Source organism: Bradyrhizobium sp., from assembly GCF_016219575.1.
Taxonomy (GTDB): domain Bacteria; phylum Pseudomonadota; class Alphaproteobacteria; order Rhizobiales; family Xanthobacteraceae; genus Bradyrhizobium.
The window spans coordinates 257,704-276,892 of sequence record NZ_JACRMG010000009.1 but is presented as its reverse complement, the minus strand read 5'-3'; the positions used below and the strand labels follow the sequence as shown (position 1 = coordinate 276,892).

Here is a 19,189-nt window from a genome sequence, read left to right as displayed (position 1 = left end):
GAAGTCGGTCTTGGCCGCGCTTCTTGTGCGTCGGCCGCGCGGCTCGCGGCCGTCGGGCCGCCCGCGAAATCGCTGATGGCCGGATATGTTGCATAGACTGACCAATCCCCTCTCCCGGTGGCTCCTCGCCTGCGCCGTGCTCGCCGCACCGCTTGCGCTTTCGACGGACGGCCTCGCCCAGATGCAGCCGGGCGGGCCACCGCAGCAGGCCGGTCCGCCCGGTGCTACCGGCAACCCGATCTGCCAGCGGCTCGAGATGCAGCTTGCCACCATCGACCGCGGCACCGGCTCGGGCGACCCGGCCAAGGACGAGCAGATCCGCCGCTACCAGGAAGCGCAGGCGCGCCAGCAGGGTGAACTCGACCGCGTCACCTCGCAGGCCAAGCGCATGGGCTGCGACAGCTCCGGCTTCTTTTCGCTGTTCAACCAGCAAAGCGCGCAATGCGGTCCGGTCAACAACCAGATCCAGCAGATGCGCGGCAATCTCGACCAGATCACCACCAGCCTGGAACGGCTTCGCTCGGGCGGGCTCGGCGGCGCCGACCGCGAGAACCAGCGCCGCTCCGTGATGACGGCGCTGGCGCAGAACAATTGCGGCCCGCAATATGCCGCGGCGGCGCGCGAACAGGGACCCGGCGGCTTCCTCGGCGGCCTCTTCGGCAACAACGCGCCGTCGATGCCGGGCGGCGATCTTGGCTCGATGTCGGGCACCTATCGCACGGTGTGCGTGCGCACCTGCGACGGCGCCTATTTCCCGGTCTCGTTCGCGACGGTGCCGGCGCGCTTCCCCGACGACGAGAAGACCTGCAAGGCGCTGTGCCCGGCGACGGAAGCCACCCTCTATGCCCACCGCAATCCCGGCGAGGACATGAACCAGGCGGTGTCGACGGCCGGCCAGCTCTACACGGCGCTGCCGACGGCGTTCAAGTTCCGCGCCGAGTTCACGCCGGGCTGCTCCTGCAAGGCCGCCGGGCAGACCTGGTCCGATGCGCTGAAGTCGGTCGACGACAAGGCCATGCTCGAGCAGCAGGGCGACATCATCGTCACCGAAGAGAGCGCCAAGAAGATGCAGCAGCAGAAGATGCAGGCGCAGCAGCCCAAGGGCGCTCAGCCCGCGGCCGGCAAGAAAGGCCAGCCCGCCCCGGCGACCACCGCGAGCGCGCCGCCGGCGGCTGCGCCATCACCGCCCGCGGACGGCAAGGACAAGCCGATCCGCTCGGTCGGGCCGACCTTCATCCCGAACAACAACACGACGACGCGGTAAGTTAGACACCAACAGTTGCCCAATCTGCGGGGCTACTTGTCGGGATCGCTGCGACATCCTTCATTCGATGAGTTCGTCCGCCGCGATGAGAATGCTTTGCGGTACGGCAAGGCCAAGTGCCTTTGCAGTCTGCACATTGATGACCAGTTCAAACTTCGTTGGCCGCAACACCGGAAGGTCATCCGACCTGGCACCGCGCAGAATCTTGCCGGCATAGACACCGAGCTGTCGATAGGTGTCGGAGAGGCTGGCGCCATAGCTCATCAGCCCGCCATCCGCCGGATACTCGCGGATATGAAAAATGCCGGGCAGCCGGTGACGTGACGACAGCCTCAGGATCAGGCTGCGACGGCTGTCGAAGAAGGGATCGTTCTGCACCATGAGCCCGCCGACGCCGGCCGCGACCAGCGCCGCAAACGCCGCTTCGATCTCGGCATCCGTCGCCGCTGACTGCGCGACCAGCTCGCGGCCAAGCGACAGCGCCGCCGCGGAGGCGGACTGCCGAAGCTGCTCGAATGTGTCGGTCCCGAAACGCGGGTTGAGCAGCAGCCCCACACGTTGCGCCGATGGCACCATTGAGAAGAGCAGCTCCAGCCGCTTGCTGCCGAGATCGCCGGTGAAGAAGTTAACACCCGTGGCCCTGCCCGGCCGGTTCATGCTCTCGACCAGGCCCGAGCGTACCGGATCCTGCCCTACGATAAAGACGATCGGAACCGCAAGGCCCGCAGCCTTGGCTGCTTGCGCGGCGGGATCGCCCGCTGCGGCTATCAGCGAAAGCGGCCGGCCGCGCAGCTCGGAGGCAAGCGACGGCAGCTGGCCGTAATCGCCCTTTGCCCACCGATATTCGATGGCGACGCTGCGTCCTTCGAAGTAACCCATCTCTTCGAGACCACGGCGAAAGGCGTTGGTGTGGCCCGCGGCCTCATCGGGGGATCGCGTGCTGAGGAATCCGATCACCGGCATGCCCTGCTGCGCGCGCGCCGCAAGCGGTCCCAAGGCGGACACTGCCAAGCCGGCGACGAAATCCCTTCGCCTCATTCGACCCCCCATTGCTTGTGCGAGCTCCGACAAGAGGGTCGAGAGCCGCGCCTATCCGTCAAAAGCTTCGGCTGAAACACGTCCCGCGCGCGAGACCAGCGCCTCGTCGGGCTTCGGCAGCGGCTTGCCGCTGTCGCGGAAGCGGTTGGTGATGGGATAGCGGCGGTCGCGGCCGAAATTCTTCTCGGTCACCTTCACGCCGGGCGCGGCCTGGCGGCGCTTGTACTCGGCGATGTTGAGCAGGCGGTCGATCCGCGCCACCACCTCCCTGTCGAATCCGGCAGCGACGATCTCCGCCAGCGGCATCTCGCGCTCCACCAGCCGCTCGAGGATGCCGTCCAGCACGTCGTAGGGCGGCAGCGAATCCTGGTCGGTCTGGTTCTCGCGCAATTCCGCGGTCGGCGGGCGCGTGATGATGTTGGGCGGGATCACCTCGCCGGAGGGGCCGAGCGCGAAATCCGGCTTCCATGAATTGCGCAGCGACGACAGACGGAAGACTTCTGTCTTGTAGATGTCCTTGATCGGGTTGAAGCCGCCGTTCATGTCGCCGTAGAGCGTGGCATAGCCGACCGACATTTCCGACTTGTTGCCGGTCGTCACCACCATGGCGCCGGTCTTGTTGGAGATCGCCATCAGCAGCGTGCCGCGGGTGCGCGCCTGCAGATTTTCCTCGGTGATGTCGCGCGGCAGGCCGGCAAATGGCACGGAGAGGATTTTTTCGAAGCCGTTGACGGCGTCCGCGATCGGCAGCACCTCGTAGCGGATGCCGAGCGCCTCGGTCAGCCTGGCCGCATCGTCGAGCGAGACCTGCGCGGTGTATTTGAAGGGCAGCATGATGCCGCGCACCTGCTCCGCGCCGAGCGCATCAACCGCGATCGCCGCGCACAGCGCCGAATCGATGCCGCCGGAAACGCCGAGCAGCACGCCCGGGAATCCATTCTTGCGGACATAGTCGCGCAGGCCGAGCACGCAGGCCGCGTAATCGCCCCTGTCGCCTTCGAGCAGTGGCGTCACGGGACCCGAGCAGCGCCAGCCGCTCCCGTCCCTGCGCCAGACCAGCGTGACGATGTCCTCCTGGAAGGCCGGCTGTTGCGCGGCCACGGAGAGATCGGCGTTGAGCGCGAAGGAAGCGCCGTCGAACACCAGTTCGTCCTGCCCGCCGACCTGGTTGAGATAGACCAGCGGCAGCCCGCTTTCGGTGACGCGGGCGACCGCGATGGAAAGGCGGAGGTCGTTCTTGTCGCGCGCGTAGGGCGAGCCGTTCGGCACCACCAGGATTTCCGCGCCGGTTTCCGCAAGGCACTCGACGACGTTCTCGTACTCCTCGGACTCCTCGAGCCAGATGTCCTCGCAAATGGGCACGCCGACGCGCACGCCCTTCACTGTCACCGGACCCGAGGCGGGGCCGCGCGCGAACAGGCGCTTTTCGTCGAATACGCCGTAGTTCGGCAAATTAGCCTTGAAGCGAAGGGCGGCGATCCGTCCGCCGTCGAGCAGCGCGCAGGCGTTATAGAGCTTGCCCTCCTCGACCCAGGGCGTGCCGATCAGCACCGCCGGTCCGCCGCCTCCGGTCTCGCGGGCCAGCGCCTCGACCGCCTCGCGGCAGGCCGCCTGGAACGCCGGCTTCAGCACCAAATCTTCCGGGGGATAGCCGGTGATGAACAGTTCCGGCAGCACGACGAGATCGGCGCCCTCGGCACGCGCCTTTTCGCGCGCGGCGCGGGCCTTGGCGGCATTGCCCGACACGTCGCCCACGGTCGGGTTGAGCTGCGCCAGCGTGATCCTGAATTCGGCGGTCTTGTTCATGTCGCGATGTTGCCCTGCACAAGAGCAAACTGCAATTGCCGGGATTAAAAGGCGCCCATGCGTTCGGCGATGGCAAACAGCCAGAACAGCCCGGCCATCAGCAGCGCCACGCCGACCGCGGCCGAGCCCATGTCCTTGACCTGCCCGATCTTGGGATCGCGGTCCGTGGTCAGGCGGTCGGCGAGCTTCTCGATCGCGGTATTGAGCAGTTCGACGACGAGGACGAACGCCACGGCCGCGACCAGCTCCACCCGGCGCATCACGGTGGCGCCGACCAGCCAGGCCAGCGGGATCGAGAGCGCGAGCGCAAACAGCTCCTCGCGGACAGCCTGCTCCGAGCGGATCGCAAAGGCGAGCCCGTTACGCGTGTTGATGGTGGCCCGCCACAGACGCAGCAAATCAGAGTCCCGCAGCGGCCGGCATCGGCGCCGCCTTGCCGGCGCGCTCCTGCTTGAGGAGTTCGGCGATCAGGAAGGCCAGGTCGATGGACTGTTCGGCATTGAGGCGGGGATCGCAGACCGTGTGGTAGCGATCGCTCAGATCCTCATGCGTGATGGCGCGCGCGCCGCCGAGGCATTCGGTGACGTCCTGCCCGGTCATCTCCAGGTGAACTCCGCCGGCATGGGTGCCTTCGGCAGCATGCACGCTGAAGAAGGTCTTCACCTCGGAGAGGATGCGGTCGAACGGCCGCGTTTTGTAGCCGGTGTTGGACGTGATGGTGTTGCCGTGCATGGGATCGCACGACCACACCACGCTGCGGCCCTCGCGCTTGATCGCGCGCACCATGCCGGGCAGATGCTCACCGACCTTCTCGTTGCCGAAGCGCGTGATCAGCGTCAGACGGCCCGGCTCGTTGTCGGGGTTGAGCACGTCGGCGAGCTTGATCAGCTCGTCCGGCTTCAGCGACGGGCCGCATTTCAGGCCGATCGGGTTCTTGATGCCGCGGAAATATTCGACATGGGCGTGATCGAGCTGGCGGGTGCGGTCGCCGATCCAGATCATGTGGCCCGAGGTCGCGTACCAGTCGCCGGTCGTGGAGTCGACGCGGGTCAGCGCCTGCTCGTAGCCCAGCAGCAACGCCTCGTGGCTGGTGTAGAAATCGGTGGCGCGCAGTTCCGGATGGGCCTCGAGGTCGAGGCCGCAGGCGCGCATGAAGTTCAGCGCCTCGGAGATGCGGTCGGCCAGCTCCTTGTAGCGGCGGGACTGCGGGGAATCCTTGAGGAAGCCGAGCATCCACTGATGCACGCTGGCCAGATTGGCGTAGCCGCCGGTCGCAAACGCGCGCAACAGGTTCAGCGTCGCCGCCGACTGCCGGTAGGCCATCAATTGACGTTGCGGATCGGGCGTGCGCGCGGTTTCCGTGAAGGCGATGTCATTGATGATGTCGCCGCGGTAGCTCGGCAATTCCTTGCCGTCGATCTTTTCGGTCGGCGAGGAGCGCGGCTTGGCAAACTGGCCGGCGATGCGGCCGACCTTCACCACCGGCAGCGCGCCGGCATAGGTCAGCACGACCGCCATCTGCAGGAAGACGCGGAAGAAGTCGCGGATGTTGTTGGCGCCGTGCTCGGCAAAGCTCTCGGCGCAGTCGCCGCCCTGCAGCAGGAAGGCCTCGCCCCTGGACACCCGCGCCAGTGCCTTTTTCAGGCTGCGGGCCTCGCCCGCGAACACCAGCGGCGGAAAGGTCGCAAGCTGCGCCTCGACGTCCTTCAACGCCCCTTCGTTGGGGTATTGCGGCATCTGAAGCACCGGTTTGCTGCGCCAGCTGTCGGGCGTCCACCGCTCGGCCATGATCGTTAACTCCTGAGCAAAAACCGCTACTTAGATGCGGTTGCGAGGGCCGGGTTATACACAGGCCGACAAAACTCCGCCACAAGGATTATAGTTGTCAGGTCAAGCCCTTGCGGCAAAAGCTGAATTCGCATTTGTTAGGCGGGCTTGAAGTTTGCTGGGGAAGTCAGAGGTGGCCGAGGCTGCGCTGGACGATGTCTTTGCCGACGACGTGATCGTGACGGCGGCCGACCGCTATCCGCTGGGGGCGACGCTGTTCCTGCCCCGCACCGGCAAGCGCAGCCATGCCGTGCTGATCAACTCCGCCACAGCCGTACCGCGAAGGGTCTATCGCGGCTTTGCCGGCTATCTCGCCCGGCGCGGCTGCGCAGTACTGACCTACGACTACCGCGGCACCGGCGATAGCAGGCTGAAGGCCGTGACCGGCTACAACCAGCCGCGCTCGCTGGTCGGCTTCAAGGCCTCGATGGCCGACTGGGCCGCCAAGGACGTCGCCTCCGCCGTGCAATGGATGCGCGAGCGCTACGGCAACATGCCGCTGACCTATGTCGGCCATTCCTTCGGGGGCCAAGCGCTGGGGCTGTTGCCCAACAACAAGGAAATCTCGCGCGCGCTCTTCATCGCGGCACAGGCCGGATACTGGAAGCTGATGGCCTCGCCCGAGCGCTACCGCGTCTATGCCATGCTGAATTTCGCCGGCGTGCCCCTAACCAAGCTGTTCGGCTACATGCCGGGCTGGGCAGGCCTCGGCATGGACCTGCCGAAGGACGCCTTCCTGCAATGGGTGAGCTGGGTGATGAAGGAGCGCTATCTGTTCGGCGATTCCACGCTCGATACCCGCGAAAATTTCCACAACTACAAGGGCCCCTTGCGCGCGATCTGCTTTACCGACGATCCCTGGGCGACGCGCACCGCGGTCGAACTGCTGTGCTCCGGCTTCACCGCGACCAGGCCCGACATCGTCAGCATCTCGCCGAAGGATATCGGCGTGAACAAGATCGGGCACATGGGCTTCTTCCGCCCCGAGTACCGCGACACGCTGTGGCGCGGTGCTGCGGAATGGCTGCAGGCGGAGTAAATCACCACTTCTCGACCCACGGCCGCAGCACGACCTCGAACGCCCATGTCGAGCGATGCTGGCGGTGCAGCTGCAGATAGGTTTCGGCGATATGGTCGGGGTCGGCCATGTTGTCGTCGACAGCCGTTCCGGCCAGCCGATGCGCGCGAGTCCCGTCTTCCTGGGTCCAGCCGATCGCCGCATCGATCGGCACGTTCGCGACATGAATACCCTGCGGCATCAGCTCTCGCGCCATACTCTGCGCGAGTCCGGACTTTGCATGACATGCCATGGCAAAGGCGCCGCTCGACGGGAAGCCCTTCAGCGCCGCGCTGGCGTTCGTGAAGATGATGGTTCCTCTCGCGCTGTTGGCGTCGGGTTCGTTCCCGAGCATGAGTCGCGCGGCCTGTTGACCGACCAGAAACGCGCTGAACGCCGCGTTGCGAACCGTTGCGAACGCCATGACCGGATCGGCTTCCACGACGCTTTTGCGGAAAATGCCGGGAACCCGGCCGTCGATGTTATGGACCACGAGCCTCGGCGTCCCGACGTCGCGAACGACATTCTCGAACAACTGCGCCACGGCCGCCGGTTCGCTTGCATCGCAAGCGTATCGGCGCACGCCATGCTGCTTCTCGAGCGCCTCAAGAACCGCCTTGTCGGGATTCCTGGCCGCGACGGCGACACGCATGCCGCTTTCCGAAAACAACCTGGCGCAACTTGAGCTGATGCCAGGCCCGCCTCCGACAATGAGCGCGACGTCCTCGACGGAAGGTTGGCTGCCGCGTTTTTCCGATTGAGTCATGTTGCCTGCTCCGATGTGATCTCGCCGCCAGCAGCTGCTTTCGACGCCGTTACTTCATCTGAACGACGACTTTGCCCTTGGCGCGGCCTTTTTCGAGATACGCAAGCGCCTCCTTGGCCTGTTCGAACGGAAATACCTTGTCGATCACCGGCCGGATGCTTCCTGCCTTGAGAAGCTCACCGATCTCTGCGAGCTGGCTGCCGTCTGGACGCACGAACAGGAACGAGTACGCGGTGCCGCCCTTCCTGGCATGGCGGATGATCTTGCGGCTCAGCAACCCGAACAGGAACACCATGAAGAAGTTCATGCCGCGGGCGCAAGCGAATGCGGCATCCGGCGGACCGATGAGCGAGACGACGGCGCTCCCGGGCTTCAATATCCGAAGGGATTTCTCGATTGCATCGCCCCGAACCGTGCCCAGCACGGCGTCGTAGTCCTGCAGCACTTCCTCGAATTGCTGCTTCTTGTAATCAATCACCTCATCGGCTCCGAGGCTCCCTACCAGATCCCTGTTACCAGTACTTGTCGTCGTCCCTACCTTTGCACCGAGGTATTTCGCGAGCTGGATCGCGAACGTGCCAATACCTCCGGCGCCTGCGGGGACGAACAATTTCTGGCCGGGCTTAAGCCGTGCGCGCTCCTTGAGCGCTTGCCATGACGTCAATCCGACCATCGGGATCGAGGCCGCCTGCACAAAATCGAGATTCGCCGGCTTCAGCGCGGCCGCGCTCTCGGGCACGAGCGCAAATTCAGCCAGAGCGCCCGTGCCCAGGTCGAAGATACTGGCAAAGACGGCATCGCCAGGCTTGAAACGGGTTACACGGCTTCCGACCTCCACAACGACTCCCGCCAGATCGCTGCCCAGCGTGGCCGGAAGCTGAAACCGGAGGATGGGCTTGAACGTTCCTTTCGGAATCATGTTGTCGATCGGGTTGAGGCCCGCCGCGTGGACCTGAACGAGAATTTCGTCCGACATGGGCACTGGCCGGGCAATATCAGCGAAAGTGACCTGATCTGGCTTGCCGTAGCGCTTGAAGACGAGTGCTCTCATGTTTTCTCCTACCCGAAAGACGCTGGATATGGCCCGACAGGAGGCGACGCTTGCACCAGCCGCACGTTGTCAGAAAGCTCGGGCGGTGCGCGGAGGCAGTGAAGCAAGCGGCGCATCGAGCCGCAGATCCCTTCGAATCCCGGCATCCACCAGGCCGGCTGGCGCAAATCTGCGGAGAAGGCGCAGGCGCTTCGCCAGCCTGCCGGCCGTGTATCGCACCTTCGGTTGCGCTGCGTCGGCCGCCCTCAGCACGGTGTCGGCCACAACGCCCGGATGCTCGGCAACCGGCATCACTTCCCTCACCCTCTTGCTCACGCCGGCCCGGGCCTCGCGATACTCGTCGAGCTTGGCATCCGGCTCCATGAAGTTCGCGTCGAATGCCGTATTCGTATAGGCGGGCTCGACGACCGAGACCCGAACCCCCCTGGTGCGCAGTTCATGGTCGAGCGATTCCGAATAGCCCGCCACCGCATGCTTGGTGGCGGAGTAGAGCGCGCCATACGGCATCGGCAGAAAGCCGAGCACGGAGCCGATGTTGATGATGCGACCGCTGCCCTGGCGCCGCATGTGAGGCAGGACGGCGCGGGTCATCCGGACCAGCCCGAAAAAATTCGTCTCGAAGATCGACCGGGCCTGATCGATCGAACTCTCTTCCGCTCCGGCGGGAGCGACGCCGAAGCCGGCATTGTTCACGAGCAGATCGATGCGGCCGTCGTGCCGCATCACATTGCCGACGGCGGCTTGCACGGATTCGTCGCTGGTGACGTCGAGGGCCAGCATCTCGAACGATCGCCGGCCGGCCTGGGCTCCTCGCCTGCTGGTGCCGTAGACCTTGTAGCCGGCGCTTGCGAGCCGCTCCGCCGTTGCTTCGCCGATGCCTGACGAGGCACCGGTAACGAGTGCGATCCGTGGGTTGATCCTGGTCATGACCCTGCTCCTGACGACGCGATTGGCTGTTGACTTTGATTACGATCGTAATTATTAGTATAGATGACGATCGTCATTCTATTTGTCAAGACCCCGGGACAGCGACATGCGCGTTTCAAAGGAACAAGCCGCCAGCAATCGCGAGCGGATCCTCAAGGCTGCCTCACGCCTGATGCGCGAGCGCGGCATCGCCGGCGTAAGCGTTGACGCACTGACCGAAGCGGCCGGGATGACCCACGGCAGCCTGTACAGCCAGTTCGGCTCCAGGGAACGGCTCGTCGAAGAAGCCGTGGCCCATGTGATAGAAGCCAAGGGGCAAGAAGTGCCCGAAGCGTTGGCGCTGAGCGACTACGTTTCGGAATATCTTTCGGCGGCCCACCGGGACAGGGTGGGCAGCGGCTGCCCGCTGGCAGCCCTGTGTTGCGAGATGCCGCGCCAAAGCAAGGCAGTGCGAGAGAGATTCACCGCCGGAGTGAAGGCCATGACCGGCTGGGTGAGCGGCCGAATTGATTCCAGGGTCAGGCAAGGACGGCGGGACGAGGAGGCGCTTGCGACCGTCGCCTCTCTGGTCGGGGCGCTCGTGCTCGCCCGCGCCGTGAGCGATCCAAGACTGTCGGACGACATCCTTCGCGCGACCAGGAACAGGCTGGACGCCTGATCGCCTCTCGCAATCAGACCCGCCGTTCAGCCCAGAGACGAGGACGATCATGACGCGCACAGTCGAGTTCTATTTCGACTTCCCGAGCCCCTACTCCTATCTCGCGCACACCCAGCTGCCGAAGCTCGCGGCCGAACATGGTGCAACGATCGTCTATCGTCCGTTTCGTATCCTCGAACTGATGACGATCGTCGGCAACCGGCCGACCACGATCGAGTGCAAGAACAAGGGCAAATACGCAGGCTCGGATCTGCAGCGCTGGGTCAAGCGCTACAATGTCGATTTTTCCAGAAACCCGCACTCGAAATCCCTTGATTTTGCCGAGCTGGACCGAGGCGCGCTCGTCGCTATCGAGGATGGCAGAGGCGCCGAGTACGTCACAGCGGTCTTTGCCGCGATCTGGGGCCGGCCGGTCGATCTTTCCCAACGTTCGGTACTGTTCGACCTGTTGGAAAAAGCAGGGCTCGAGGCCTCCGCGCTCGTCAAGCGCGCGAACGCCGAGGCCACCATCGCAAGGCTTGACGCAGAAACGAAAGCGGCGGCCGAGCGCGGCGTGTTCGGCGCGCCGACCATGTTCGTTGGCAATCAGATGTTCTTCGGCAACGACCGCCTTGACTTCGTTGCCGAGGCCCTTCGTTCCGCGACTTAAGGAGAATTCAGATGGCAGAACCGGTTTGTGTCGTAAGCGGGGTTGGCCCCGGAACGGGATCGGCGCTGGTGCGCCGCTTCGCTGCAGGCGGCTATCGTGTTGCCATGCTGGCACGAGACGCCGGGCGGTTGGCCGATCTCGCGAAACAGGTCCCGTCGGCAAAGGCCTATGTCTGCGATGTGTCGGACCAATCCCAGGTAGATGCTGCCATGGATCGGGTCGAGCGCGAGATGGGAGCCCCAAGCGTGTTGATCCACAATGCCGTGGGCGGCGGCTGGGGGACGTTCATGGAAATCGACCCGGCCATGCTCAATCGCAACTTCCAGGTCAACACCATGGGTTTGCTCTATCTCGCACGCCGCGTGGCACCGGCCATGGTAACCGCCGGCCATGGCCCGGGATCTCGGGCCAAAAGGCGTGCACGTTGCTTATGTCGTCATCGATGCCGTGATCGACGTGCCCTGGGCCCGCGAGCGCTTCAAGCAGAAGCCCGACGACTTCTTTATCGCGCCCGCCGCGATCGCCGACGAAGCATGGCACCTGGCAGGTCAGCCCCGTTCGGCATGGTCGTTCAATGTCGAGGTCAGGCCATACGCGGAAACGTGGTAGCTCGAAGGTAACAAACGCCATCGGCGCTTGCCCGCGAGGGCGACACGCCGGCGTGAAGAAGATCGGTCACATCTTCCGCCCCGAGTACCGCGACACGCTGTGGCGCGGCGCGGCGGAATGGCTGCAGGCGGAGTAGTGTGGCCGGGGTGTACCGGAAGCCTTTGCCACGTCCACCGACCGAACGTTCGAGCACCGGACCACACTTACGTTCGAAGATCGTTGTCGTGAAGCGCAATTCTCGTTTCGCGGGCGAGGTCGATGAGGGACGCACAGAACGTCAGCAGAGCCGCCATGAACAGTATGGCGATGCCATATTCGTGGGCGACGTTGAACAGCGCACAGATGAAAGCAGCAATGATGATGAGCGCCGTGAGGATTGCAGAAAGAATGGAGCAGAACAGCGATCTGTTCAAGAGCGCGGCCCGACGACGCAGGCGGGGAATATCCGCCTTGAGGTAAGCCTTTGAAGCATCGCCCTCAGTCAGGCCGTGAAGGAACTGGGTTCGGTCGATCACCCGGTTGATGCGGGAAATAAGTACCGAGATGAAGGACGCGACCGCTCCCAGCAGGAAAGCCGGGGCTGCCACGTTACCGATGATCCGTGCCAGTTGGTCGATCGAAGGCGTTACCGGAATCAATTGGATTACATTCTCCATCACACAACCACCTGGGGATCGCGCTCTTTCGCGGCGCACGGAAACCTGATGACCGCGGGCACCCACGGGGCCCGCGATCTGCAACAGCTCTGTCGATCAATCGTGCGCGGTGGCGAGTGCCCGCTTCATTCGCTCGCGGTCGGCTGCGGCCAATTGCTCCGGCCCGGTCTTGATGGTCAGTTTGTCGATTGTGCCGGTAAAACGGAACGGCAGCTTGTAGCTATCGTCGACGGGCGTGCGGGTATCCAACCCAATGTCCAAGGACTCGTCGAGCGACATCAGGAATGGAATCGTGCGCTCCATCTTCTGGCGCGCCAGCACTTTCCCATCGACCGACAGCACGCCGGTGCCGCCCTTGCCGAGACCCGGTCCGTCATACTTGAAATCGAACACGATGGTATGCTTGCCCGGATCAAGCGACCGGCCCAACCAGTTCTCCGCTCCGACGCCCCCTTCCCAACGATAGCGCTTCAGGTTCAAAAGGTTGTATACGAAAACCGGTTTGCCGCCGAGCAGGTAGAGTCCATAGCCGCCGAACCGACCGCCCATTGTAGCGATCATTCCCTCGGCACCGGCCTTCGGGATCGTGATTTCGACAGTGAATTTGTAGTCCCGATTCAGGATGCTCGGAGCGTTGCCGACTGGAATGCCGACGTTCTCACCCACGTAGGTGAACTCCGTTCGCCCGGCCGTCCCGCTTGGCCGCGGCGTGATGAGGCGCGTGAGCACAGCGTTGTCCAGCGGGAAGACCTGGTACTTGTTCGCCTCTTGCACGAACAACGCCTGCAACTCCTTCAGCTTCTCGGGATTCTTCGCCGCGAGGTCGTTGTTCTGCGAGAAGTCCTCGGCGATGTTGTAGAGTTCCCACTTGTAATCCAAGACGTCGGGCATCTTCGCCGTCCCGACGAGCCAAGGCGGAACGGGCGGCGTGGTGCAGGCGTACCAGCCTTCGTGATAGATTCCACGATTGGCGAACATCTCGAAGTATTGGGTGGTACGCTTCGACGGTGCGTTGGCGTTCGCCTTGTCGAACGTGTACGCCATGCTAACGCCCTCGATCGGCTTCTGCTTGATGCCGTCAACCATGTCCGGCGCCCTAATGCCGGCCGCTTCAAGGATTGTCGGTGCGACATCGATCATGTGGTGGAATTGCGTGCGGATGCCGCCGACATCGTTGATGTGGCCCGGCCAAGAGATGGCCATACCTTGTCGGATCCCGCCGAAATGCGACGCCACCTGCTTGACCCACTTGAACGGCGTATCGAATGCCCACGCCCATGGCACGGCCATGTGCGGATAGGTCTGCTCGTTGCCCCAAGCTTCGTAGTTTCGTAGATACTCGATCTCGGGCAGCTCAAGCACGCCGTTGGCGACGGTCATGAAGTTCGGCGTACCCATCATCGAGCCTTCCGAGCTCGTGCCATTATCACCGTTGATGTAGATGATCAGCGTGTTGTCGAGCTTACCCATGCTCTCGATCGCCTGGATGACGCGACCGATCTCGTTATCGTTGTAGGCCGTGTATGCCGCAAACACATCAGCCTGGCGAATGACAATCTTCTTCTTCACGTCGGAGAGCGAATCCCACTTCGGCAGCTCGGCGGGCCAAGGCGTGAGCTGCGTGTTCGCGGGAACGACGCCGAGGCGCTTCTGATTGGCGAATATCTGTTCACGCAGCCTCTCCCAACCCTGATCGAACAGGCGCATCTTGCTGATCTTGTCGATCCACTCCTTGGTCGGCTGATGCGGATCATGCGTCGCGCCGGGCACGTAGTAGACGAAGAACGGCTTGTCAGGAGCCGAGGCGTTGAGCTCCTTCATGTAGCGGATTGCGTCGTCCGCCATGTCCGTGACGAGGTTGTAGCCCTTCTTCCCGATCCACGGATACACGGGGCTGTGGTCGCGAAACAGGTACGGGGTCCACTGGTCGGTTTCACCACCCATAAAGCCGTAGAAATACTGGAAGCCCATCCCGCTTGGCCATTGATCGAAAGGCCCCGCCGCGCTGTAGTGGAAAGAAGGCGTATTGTGGTTCTTGCCGAACCATGAAGTAGCGTAGCCGTTGTCCCTGAGCATCCGGCCGACGGTGGCGTTCTCCGGTCCTATGATTGAGTCATAGCCCGGGTAGCCAGTGGCCATTTCGCTGATCTGGCCATATCCCACCGAATGATGGTTGCGGCCCGTGATCAACGCGGCGCGGGTCGGCGAACAAAGAGCCGTCGAGTGGAATTGGGTGTAGCGCAGACCTCTGCTGGCGATGCGATCGAGCGTCGGCGTCGGAATCACGCCGCCGAAGGTGCTCGGCACGCCGTAACCGGAGTCGTCAGTCATGATTAGCAGCACGTTCGGCGCCCCCTTGGGCGGCACGACCGTCGGCGGCCACCAAGGCTTTGAGCCCTTGGCGTCCTCTGTAATGGCACCGCCGAATTTCGGCGGCGGCGGCGGAAGTTGATCGCCAGGAATGGTGATCGTCGCGGCCGGCGATCCCGGTGTGCCTGCAGCGCCCTGTGCGAGCACGGATGCGGAGCCGGCGATCAAGAGGATCGCCGCGAAAGCCGTGGTGCGAACTATCGACATGCCATTGCTCCATGAACAGAAGAATTCAAGCTAACGATCGATCAGGCAGCGGTGATTGATCCGGATCAATACTCCTGCCAGCTCGGCAGTTCCCGAAATTGAGCGGGCCTCTCACGAGGCGAGCAAACTTCATTGCCTCATTCGCACGACGTCGCGAGCCAATAGCGCGGTCAGGATCGCGTGCAGGATGACCGCCGGCCAGAGAAGGACGCCGGACAAACCGCCCGCAAAACCGAGATAGGCAAGATACAGCGTTACCAGCGCACTGTAGGTCAGCATGCCGAGCAGCGGCGGACCCGGCCAGCAGGCGATCCCCAGGGCAATCAGGGCGATGCCGGCCACGCGTGCAACCGGTATGGCGATGCCTACAAGTGGCTCGCCAAGCAGCAACTGACCGACCAGCGACGGGACGATCAGAAGCGCCAGTCCCGTCGCCGCTTCGCCGATGGCAGCGAACGCCAGTGCGCTTTTCATTTCTTCCCGACGTTCGCGGCTGGCTTTTGAGGCTTCGTCGCTTCAATGGGATCCGGCTCCGGCGCCGGCCTGGATCCGAGTTCCGCCTTGGCTTGCGCCGGGTCCTTGATCTCCGGTTCGAGCTTGAACGTCAGCTTGTTGATCTTGCCGGTGAACTTGAACGGCGGATCGTAGCGATATTCGATCATCGCGACGCCCGTGCGGCTGTCCAAGCCGACGTCGAAGGTCTCGTCCTCAGGGAATGTGACCGGCGTGCCGTGTTCGATGGACTTCCTGTCCACTTCCTTACCGTCCACGATGAGCACGCCCGTACCGCCCTTGCCCAGGCCGGGACCATCGGACTTGAAGTCGAACACGATGGTGTGCTTGCCGGCGCCGAGCTCCGGCCCCGACCAGATCGTGCGCTTGAGGTTGAGCAGGTTGTAGAGGAACACCGGCTTGCCGGATCGGAAGCCGCCCACGCCCTTGCTCAGGAAGAGACCATAGCCGCCGAAGCGCCCGCCTTCCGTCACGATCATGCCTTCCGCACCGCCCTTGGGAATCGTGACCTCGGCGGTGATGGTGTAGGACTTGTTCAGGATGCTCGGCGCAGCGCTGGCCGGCACGCCGCTCAGTTCGCCGGAATAGGTAAACACCGTTCGTCCCGCCGTGAGGCTCGGGCGCGGCGCATTCCAGCGCGGCAGCGTCGTGTTGTCGAGCGGCAGCACATTGTACTTCTTCGCCTCCGTATCGAAGATGGCCTGCAACTCCTTGACCTTCTCCGGCATCTGGGCGGCGAGGTCGTTGTACTGGGTGGGGTCTTCCTTGACGTTGTACAGTTCCCACTTGTAGCCGGTGATGACATCCGGCGCAGGAGCGCTGCTCAGCTCCCACGGGAGGGTTATCGGCGTCGTGGATGCCATCCACCCATCGTGATAGATGCCGCGATTGCCCAGCATCTCGAAATATTGCGTCGTGTGCCGGGTCGGGGCATTCGCGTTGGCCTTGTCCCACGTGTACGCCATGCTCACCCCTTCGATGGGGCTCTGCTTGATGCCGTTGACGATTTCGGGTTGTGAGATACCCGCAGCTTCGAGGATAGTCGGGACGACATCGATGACGTGGTGGAACTGGCGCCGGATCCCACCCAAATCATTGATATGGCCGGGCCAGGAGATGGCCATGCCCTGTGCCGTTCCGCCGAAATGCGACGGTACCTGCTTCACCCACTTGAACGGAGTGCTCATTGCCCACGCCCACGGCGCGGCAAAATGCGGGAACGTCTTGTCCGATCCCCAGAACGGGTACCAGAGGTACTGGGCCTTCACCGGCACCGCGACGCCATTGAAGGTGGTGAACTCGTTCGGCGTGCCGTTGAGCATGCCTTCCGCGCTCGCACCGTTGTCGCCGCTGATGTAGATGATGAGGGTGTTGTCGAGCTGGCCGAGGTCTTCGACGGCCTGGATGACCCGGCCGATCTCGTGATCGGTGTAGGCGAGATAGGCGCCGTAGACATCGGCCTGCTTGATGAAGAGCTTCTTCTCGACCTCACTGATGGAATCCCACTGCGGCAGTTCTTTCGGCCACGGCGTCAGCTTGGCGTAGTCGGGCATGATGCCCAGCCGCTTCTGATTGGCGAAGATCGTCTCGCGCAGCTTGTTCCAGCCCTGATCGAACAGCTTCATGTCGCCGATCTTCTTGATCCACTCCGGCGTCGGATGATGCGGTGAATGCGTGCCACCCGGGACGTAATAGACAAAGAACGGCTTGTCGGGCGCGATCTCCTTCAGCTGCTTCATGTGCTGGATGGCATCATCAGCCATCGCGGTCGTCAGGTTCCAGCCGGGATTGTCCTGGAACGGATAGATCGCCGTCGTGTTGCGGAACAGGTTGGGTTGCCACTGACTGGCATCGCCGCCGACGAAGCCATAGAAATACTCGAAGCCCATGCCGGTGGGCCACTGATTGAACGGTCCGGCCTGGCTCGACTGGAACGAAGGCGTGTTGTGGTTCTTGCCGAACCACGAAGTGGCGTAGCCATTCTCCTTCAGGATCGTACCGACGGTGCCTTTGTCGATCGGGATGATCGTGTCGTAACCCGGATACCCGGTTGCCAGTTCACCTACCACGCCTGTACCCACCGAGTGATGGTTGCGTCCGGTGATGATGGCGGCCCGCGTCGGCGAGCAAAGTGCGGTGGAGTGGAAATTGGTGTAGCGCAGTCCCCGCGCGGCGATACGGTCGAGCGCCGGCGTCGGCACCACTCCGCCAAACGTGCCCGGCGCACCGAAGCCGGCATCGTCGGTCATGATGAGCAGCACATTGGGCGCGCCCTTCGGGGGCACGACGCGCGGAGCCCACCATGGCGTCGACTCCGAAGCCTTCTCCTTGATCACCCCGCCGAAATTCGGTTCGGGAGGCGGAAGCTGTTTTCCGTCGATCGTGGTGGTAGCACCGGGCGAACCCGGGACACCCGTGACCTGCTGAGCCAATGCCGGGACACACCCAAGAGCAATAAATCCAGCGGCCGCAAGCATGCTGCGACTGATCTTCATGGCGGAAACTCCTGTCGAGAAACGGCGTTCGCTAAGCAAAAAAGTCACGAATTTGCACAATGGCTGCGATGTGAAGATCGCCGTTGATGCAGGTCAAGCGCTCCCCGGTATTCCGTCTCCGCTTCGCCGGGCCAAAAAAATTACCGAGCCTCGCGCGCGCCTCGGGCGCGCTATTTTCTCATCTGATGATTGGTCGGCCTGACGGTACTGGCGGGCACCGCCTCCGAGATCGAGAATGTCAGCCACGTATTCCAGCCGGATGGCCGGTTGGCGGCGTCGAACTCGCCATATCCCTTCAAGCCCAGAAACGCCTGATTGGCTCCAATCGGGAAAATATAACCAAGCTGCGGGCCAATGCCGAAAACGCGCGAACGAAATCCGCCGAGAACGGGCGGTTGCCCGGTGTCGTCGGTGATCTGCTGATAGGCATAGCCAACGAAGCCGACGAAGACCTGCTTCGACAGGAACTGCGACACACCCCAGTCGAAATGAAAATCGATGCCGCTTTGATATTGCGTATCGGGGTTCTTGAAATTGTAGGTAAAGCCGGCAACGCCTGACAGTTCAGTGCCGGTCGTTGGGTTCAGATAGGTGTAACCGCCGCCGAAGTCGATGGCGCCGTGACCGATGCCGATATTGGCGAGCCGGTTTGGATTGTAATCGCCGACGGGAATATCACCCGCGGCGTAGACCATGGTGTTGTGGACGCCGTTATTCCACTTTAGTTTCAGGGTCGGATAGAGATCGCCATAGGAGGTGAGTGCGTCTTCGAGGAATCCGTTGCGAGTGATCACGATCGGTCCCGCCATCGCGGTCAAGGTGCCGGCGATGCTCGCGGAATTTCTGCCGTAGACGCTGGCGAGCGTCGCCGACAGCTGGCCGCCGAACACCGGCGTCGCAAAGGTGTAGGTCGGCGCGAGGAACACCAGATCGGCCTGGCCGCGCAGGGACACATTGAGATCGATGTTGACGTTCGGCGAGAACCTTCCGACCTGGAATTCACGGGAGGCGGCGGCGGCACCCGATGCATTCACGCTCGTATGATAATAGATCGCGGCGATCGACCAGCCCGGCGTGCCCGGCGTGGCAGCAAGGCTGCCGTATAATCCCGGCAGCCAGAACGAGATACCGCTCTCGTCGGCGCGGGCGATCTGCGGGGAAAGCGAAGCAAGCGCGGCGGCGGCTAGGCCCACACTCAGCCGTCGCCGCAGGCGCCTGAATTCCGGTGCGTCACGCTGCATTAGCAATCTCCTACGCTCGGTCATGATGCCAGCTGATTCCCCGTTGCTTCCTGAT

At 63.2% G+C, this 19,189-nt stretch carries 18 protein-coding genes and 1 pseudogene; 7 read left to right on the top strand and 12 right to left on the bottom strand.

The window, feature by feature from the left end; genetic code table 11:
• Positions 1 to 85 precede the first annotated feature (85 nt).
• The gene (locus HZB49_RS06345; RefSeq protein WP_291609656.1) at positions 86 to 1,264 is read left to right on the top strand and encodes a DUF2865 domain-containing protein; all 1,179 of its coding nucleotides are present in this window, start codon (positions 86 to 88) and stop codon (positions 1,262 to 1,264) included.
• 60 nt (positions 1,265 to 1,324) lie between these two features.
• On the opposite strand, the gene HZB49_RS06340 is transcribed toward HZB49_RS06345, so the two are convergent.
• From HZB49_RS06340 to HZB49_RS06325, 4 genes are read right to left on the bottom strand one after another with little or no spacing between them, the layout of a single operon-like run.
• Positions 1,325 to 2,302, bottom strand: a complete 978-nt coding sequence (locus HZB49_RS06340) for an ABC transporter substrate-binding protein (RefSeq protein WP_291609655.1) — start codon at positions 2,300 to 2,302, stop codon at positions 1,325 to 1,327.
• Between the two features lie 51 nt (positions 2,303 to 2,353).
• Positions 2,354 to 4,108, bottom strand: coding sequence for an NAD+ synthase (locus HZB49_RS06335; RefSeq protein WP_291609654.1), 1,755 nt, complete (start codon positions 4,106 to 4,108; stop codon positions 2,354 to 2,356).
• A gap of 44 nt (positions 4,109 to 4,152) precedes the next feature.
• A complete protein-coding gene (locus HZB49_RS06330) occupies positions 4,153 to 4,506 on the bottom strand; it encodes a diacylglycerol kinase (RefSeq protein ID WP_291609653.1) in 354 nt (117 codons plus the stop codon).
• Position 4,507: 1 nt separating this feature from the next.
• Positions 4,508 to 5,896, bottom strand: a complete 1,389-nt coding sequence (locus HZB49_RS06325; protein WP_291609652.1) for a class II 3-deoxy-7-phosphoheptulonate synthase — start codon at positions 5,894 to 5,896, stop codon at positions 4,508 to 4,510.
• Positions 5,897 to 6,068: 172 nt separating this feature from the next.
• On the opposite strand from HZB49_RS06325, the gene HZB49_RS06320 reads away from it, so the two are divergent.
• Positions 6,069 to 6,974, top strand: a complete 906-nt coding sequence (locus HZB49_RS06320; protein WP_291609651.1) for an alpha/beta fold hydrolase — start codon at positions 6,069 to 6,071, stop codon at positions 6,972 to 6,974.
• A gap of 1 nt (position 6,975) precedes the next feature.
• Here the strand turns inward: HZB49_RS06320 and HZB49_RS06315 are convergent, their stop codons facing one another.
• The 3 genes from HZB49_RS06315 to HZB49_RS06305 all read right to left on the bottom strand — a co-directional run bounded on the left by HZB49_RS06315 (position 6,976) and on the right by HZB49_RS06305 (position 9,736).
• Complete coding sequence (locus HZB49_RS06315; RefSeq protein ID WP_291609650.1) at positions 6,976 to 7,758, bottom strand: SDR family oxidoreductase; 783 nt, start codon at positions 7,756 to 7,758, stop codon at positions 6,976 to 6,978.
• Positions 7,759 to 7,807: 49 nt separating this feature from the next.
• Entirely contained in the window at positions 7,808 to 8,809 is a 1,002-nt protein-coding gene (locus tag HZB49_RS06310) for an NADP-dependent oxidoreductase (RefSeq protein ID WP_291609649.1), read from the bottom strand.
• A gap of 69 nt (positions 8,810 to 8,878) precedes the next feature.
• Positions 8,879 to 9,736, bottom strand: coding sequence for an oxidoreductase (locus HZB49_RS06305; RefSeq protein ID WP_291609648.1), 858 nt, complete (start codon positions 9,734 to 9,736; stop codon positions 8,879 to 8,881).
• A 106-nt stretch (positions 9,737 to 9,842) separates the two neighbouring features.
• Here HZB49_RS06305 and HZB49_RS06300 point away from each other — a divergent pair, with 106 nt between their 5' ends.
• The 4 genes and pseudogenes from HZB49_RS06300 to HZB49_RS06285 all read left to right on the top strand — a co-directional run bounded on the left by HZB49_RS06300 (position 9,843) and on the right by HZB49_RS06285 (position 11,652).
• The gene (locus HZB49_RS06300) at positions 9,843 to 10,394 is read left to right on the top strand and encodes a TetR/AcrR family transcriptional regulator (RefSeq protein WP_291609647.1); all 552 of its coding nucleotides are present in this window, start codon (positions 9,843 to 9,845) and stop codon (positions 10,392 to 10,394) included.
• A 49-nt stretch (positions 10,395 to 10,443) separates the two neighbouring features.
• Positions 10,444 to 11,043 (top strand): 2-hydroxychromene-2-carboxylate isomerase, encoded by a 600-nt coding sequence (locus HZB49_RS06295; protein ID WP_291609646.1) that lies wholly within the window; start codon positions 10,444 to 10,446, stop codon positions 11,041 to 11,043.
• An 11-nt stretch (positions 11,044 to 11,054) separates the two neighbouring features.
• Positions 11,055 to 11,378, top strand: a pseudogene (locus HZB49_RS06290) (SDR family NAD(P)-dependent oxidoreductase); the annotation flags it as partial.
• Positions 11,379 to 11,433: 55 nt separating this feature from the next.
• Positions 11,434 to 11,652, top strand: coding sequence for a hypothetical protein (locus HZB49_RS06285; protein WP_291611195.1), 219 nt, complete (start codon positions 11,434 to 11,436; stop codon positions 11,650 to 11,652).
• Positions 11,653 to 11,855: 203 nt separating this feature from the next.
• Here HZB49_RS06285 and HZB49_RS06280 read toward each other — a convergent pair whose 3' ends face one another.
• The 4 genes from HZB49_RS06280 to HZB49_RS06265 all read right to left on the bottom strand — a co-directional run bounded on the left by HZB49_RS06280 (position 11,856) and on the right by HZB49_RS06265 (position 17,893).
• Entirely contained in the window at positions 11,856 to 12,308 is a 453-nt protein-coding gene (locus HZB49_RS06280) for a DUF2721 domain-containing protein (protein ID WP_291609645.1), read from the bottom strand.
• Positions 12,309 to 12,404: 96 nt separating this feature from the next.
• Entirely contained in the window at positions 12,405 to 14,885 is a 2,481-nt protein-coding gene (locus HZB49_RS06275; RefSeq protein ID WP_291609644.1) for an arylsulfatase, read from the bottom strand.
• A gap of 129 nt (positions 14,886 to 15,014) precedes the next feature.
• Entirely contained in the window at positions 15,015 to 15,359 is a 345-nt protein-coding gene (locus tag HZB49_RS06270) for a hypothetical protein (RefSeq protein ID WP_291609643.1), read from the bottom strand.
• Positions 15,356 to 17,893, bottom strand: a complete 2,538-nt coding sequence (locus tag HZB49_RS06265; protein ID WP_291609642.1) for an arylsulfatase — start codon at positions 17,891 to 17,893, stop codon at positions 15,356 to 15,358. The genes HZB49_RS06270 and HZB49_RS06265 overlap by 4 nt, the downstream gene beginning before the upstream one ends.
• Here HZB49_RS06265 and HZB49_RS06260 point away from each other — a divergent pair.
• Positions 17,874 to 18,095 carry a hypothetical protein gene (locus tag HZB49_RS06260; protein ID WP_291611193.1) on the top strand — a complete coding sequence of 74 codons (222 nt, stop codon included), beginning with the start codon at positions 17,874 to 17,876 and terminating at the stop codon, positions 18,093 to 18,095. The genes HZB49_RS06265 and HZB49_RS06260 overlap by 20 nt on opposite strands.
• Here HZB49_RS06260 and HZB49_RS06255 read toward each other — a convergent pair.
• On the bottom strand, positions 18,064 to 19,134 hold the full coding sequence (locus tag HZB49_RS06255) for a transporter (protein WP_291609641.1): 1,071 nt from the start codon (positions 19,132 to 19,134) through the stop codon (positions 18,064 to 18,066). The two genes, HZB49_RS06260 and HZB49_RS06255, sit on opposite strands and share 32 nt — an antisense overlap.
• Between the last annotated feature and the right edge of the window lie 55 nt (positions 19,135 to 19,189).

Excerpts from the sequence above, each read along its gene's own strand:
- HZB49_RS06345 (WP_291609656.1), top strand. The coding sequence starts at position 86 with ATGTTGCATAGACTGACCAATCCCCTCTCCCGGTGGCTCCTCGCCTGC.
- HZB49_RS06340 (WP_291609655.1), bottom strand. The coding sequence starts at position 2,302 with ATGAGGCGAAGGGATTTCGTCGCCGGCTTGGCAGTGTCCGCCTTGGGA.
- HZB49_RS06335 (WP_291609654.1), bottom strand. The coding sequence starts at position 4,108 with ATGAACAAGACCGCCGAATTCAGGATCACGCTGGCGCAGCTCAACCCG.
- HZB49_RS06325 (WP_291609652.1), bottom strand. The coding sequence starts at position 5,896 with ATGGCCGAGCGGTGGACGCCCGACAGCTGGCGCAGCAAACCGGTGCTT.
- HZB49_RS06315 (WP_291609650.1), bottom strand. The coding sequence starts at position 7,758 with ATGACTCAATCGGAAAAACGCGGCAGCCAACCTTCCGTCGAGGACGTC.
- HZB49_RS06310 (WP_291609649.1), bottom strand. The coding sequence starts at position 8,809 with ATGAGAGCACTCGTCTTCAAGCGCTACGGCAAGCCAGATCAGGTCACT.
- HZB49_RS06305 (WP_291609648.1), bottom strand. The coding sequence starts at position 9,736 with ATGACCAGGATCAACCCACGGATCGCACTCGTTACCGGTGCCTCGTCA.
- HZB49_RS06300 (WP_291609647.1), top strand. The coding sequence starts at position 9,843 with ATGCGCGTTTCAAAGGAACAAGCCGCCAGCAATCGCGAGCGGATCCTC.
- HZB49_RS06295 (WP_291609646.1), top strand. The coding sequence starts at position 10,444 with ATGACGCGCACAGTCGAGTTCTATTTCGACTTCCCGAGCCCCTACTCC.
- HZB49_RS06285 (WP_291611195.1), top strand. The coding sequence starts at position 11,434 with ATGGCCCGGGATCTCGGGCCAAAAGGCGTGCACGTTGCTTATGTCGTC.
- HZB49_RS06280 (WP_291609645.1), bottom strand. The coding sequence starts at position 12,308 with ATGGAGAATGTAATCCAATTGATTCCGGTAACGCCTTCGATCGACCAA.
- HZB49_RS06275 (WP_291609644.1), bottom strand. The coding sequence starts at position 14,885 with ATGTCGATAGTTCGCACCACGGCTTTCGCGGCGATCCTCTTGATCGCC.
- HZB49_RS06270 (WP_291609643.1), bottom strand. The coding sequence starts at position 15,359 with ATGAAAAGCGCACTGGCGTTCGCTGCCATCGGCGAAGCGGCGACGGGA.
- HZB49_RS06260 (WP_291611193.1), top strand. The coding sequence starts at position 17,874 with ATGCTGCGACTGATCTTCATGGCGGAAACTCCTGTCGAGAAACGGCGT.
- HZB49_RS06265 (WP_291609642.1), bottom strand. The coding sequence starts at position 17,893 with ATGAAGATCAGTCGCAGCATGCTTGCGGCCGCTGGATTTATTGCTCTT.
- HZB49_RS06255 (WP_291609641.1), bottom strand. The coding sequence starts at position 19,134 with ATGCAGCGTGACGCACCGGAATTCAGGCGCCTGCGGCGACGGCTGAGT.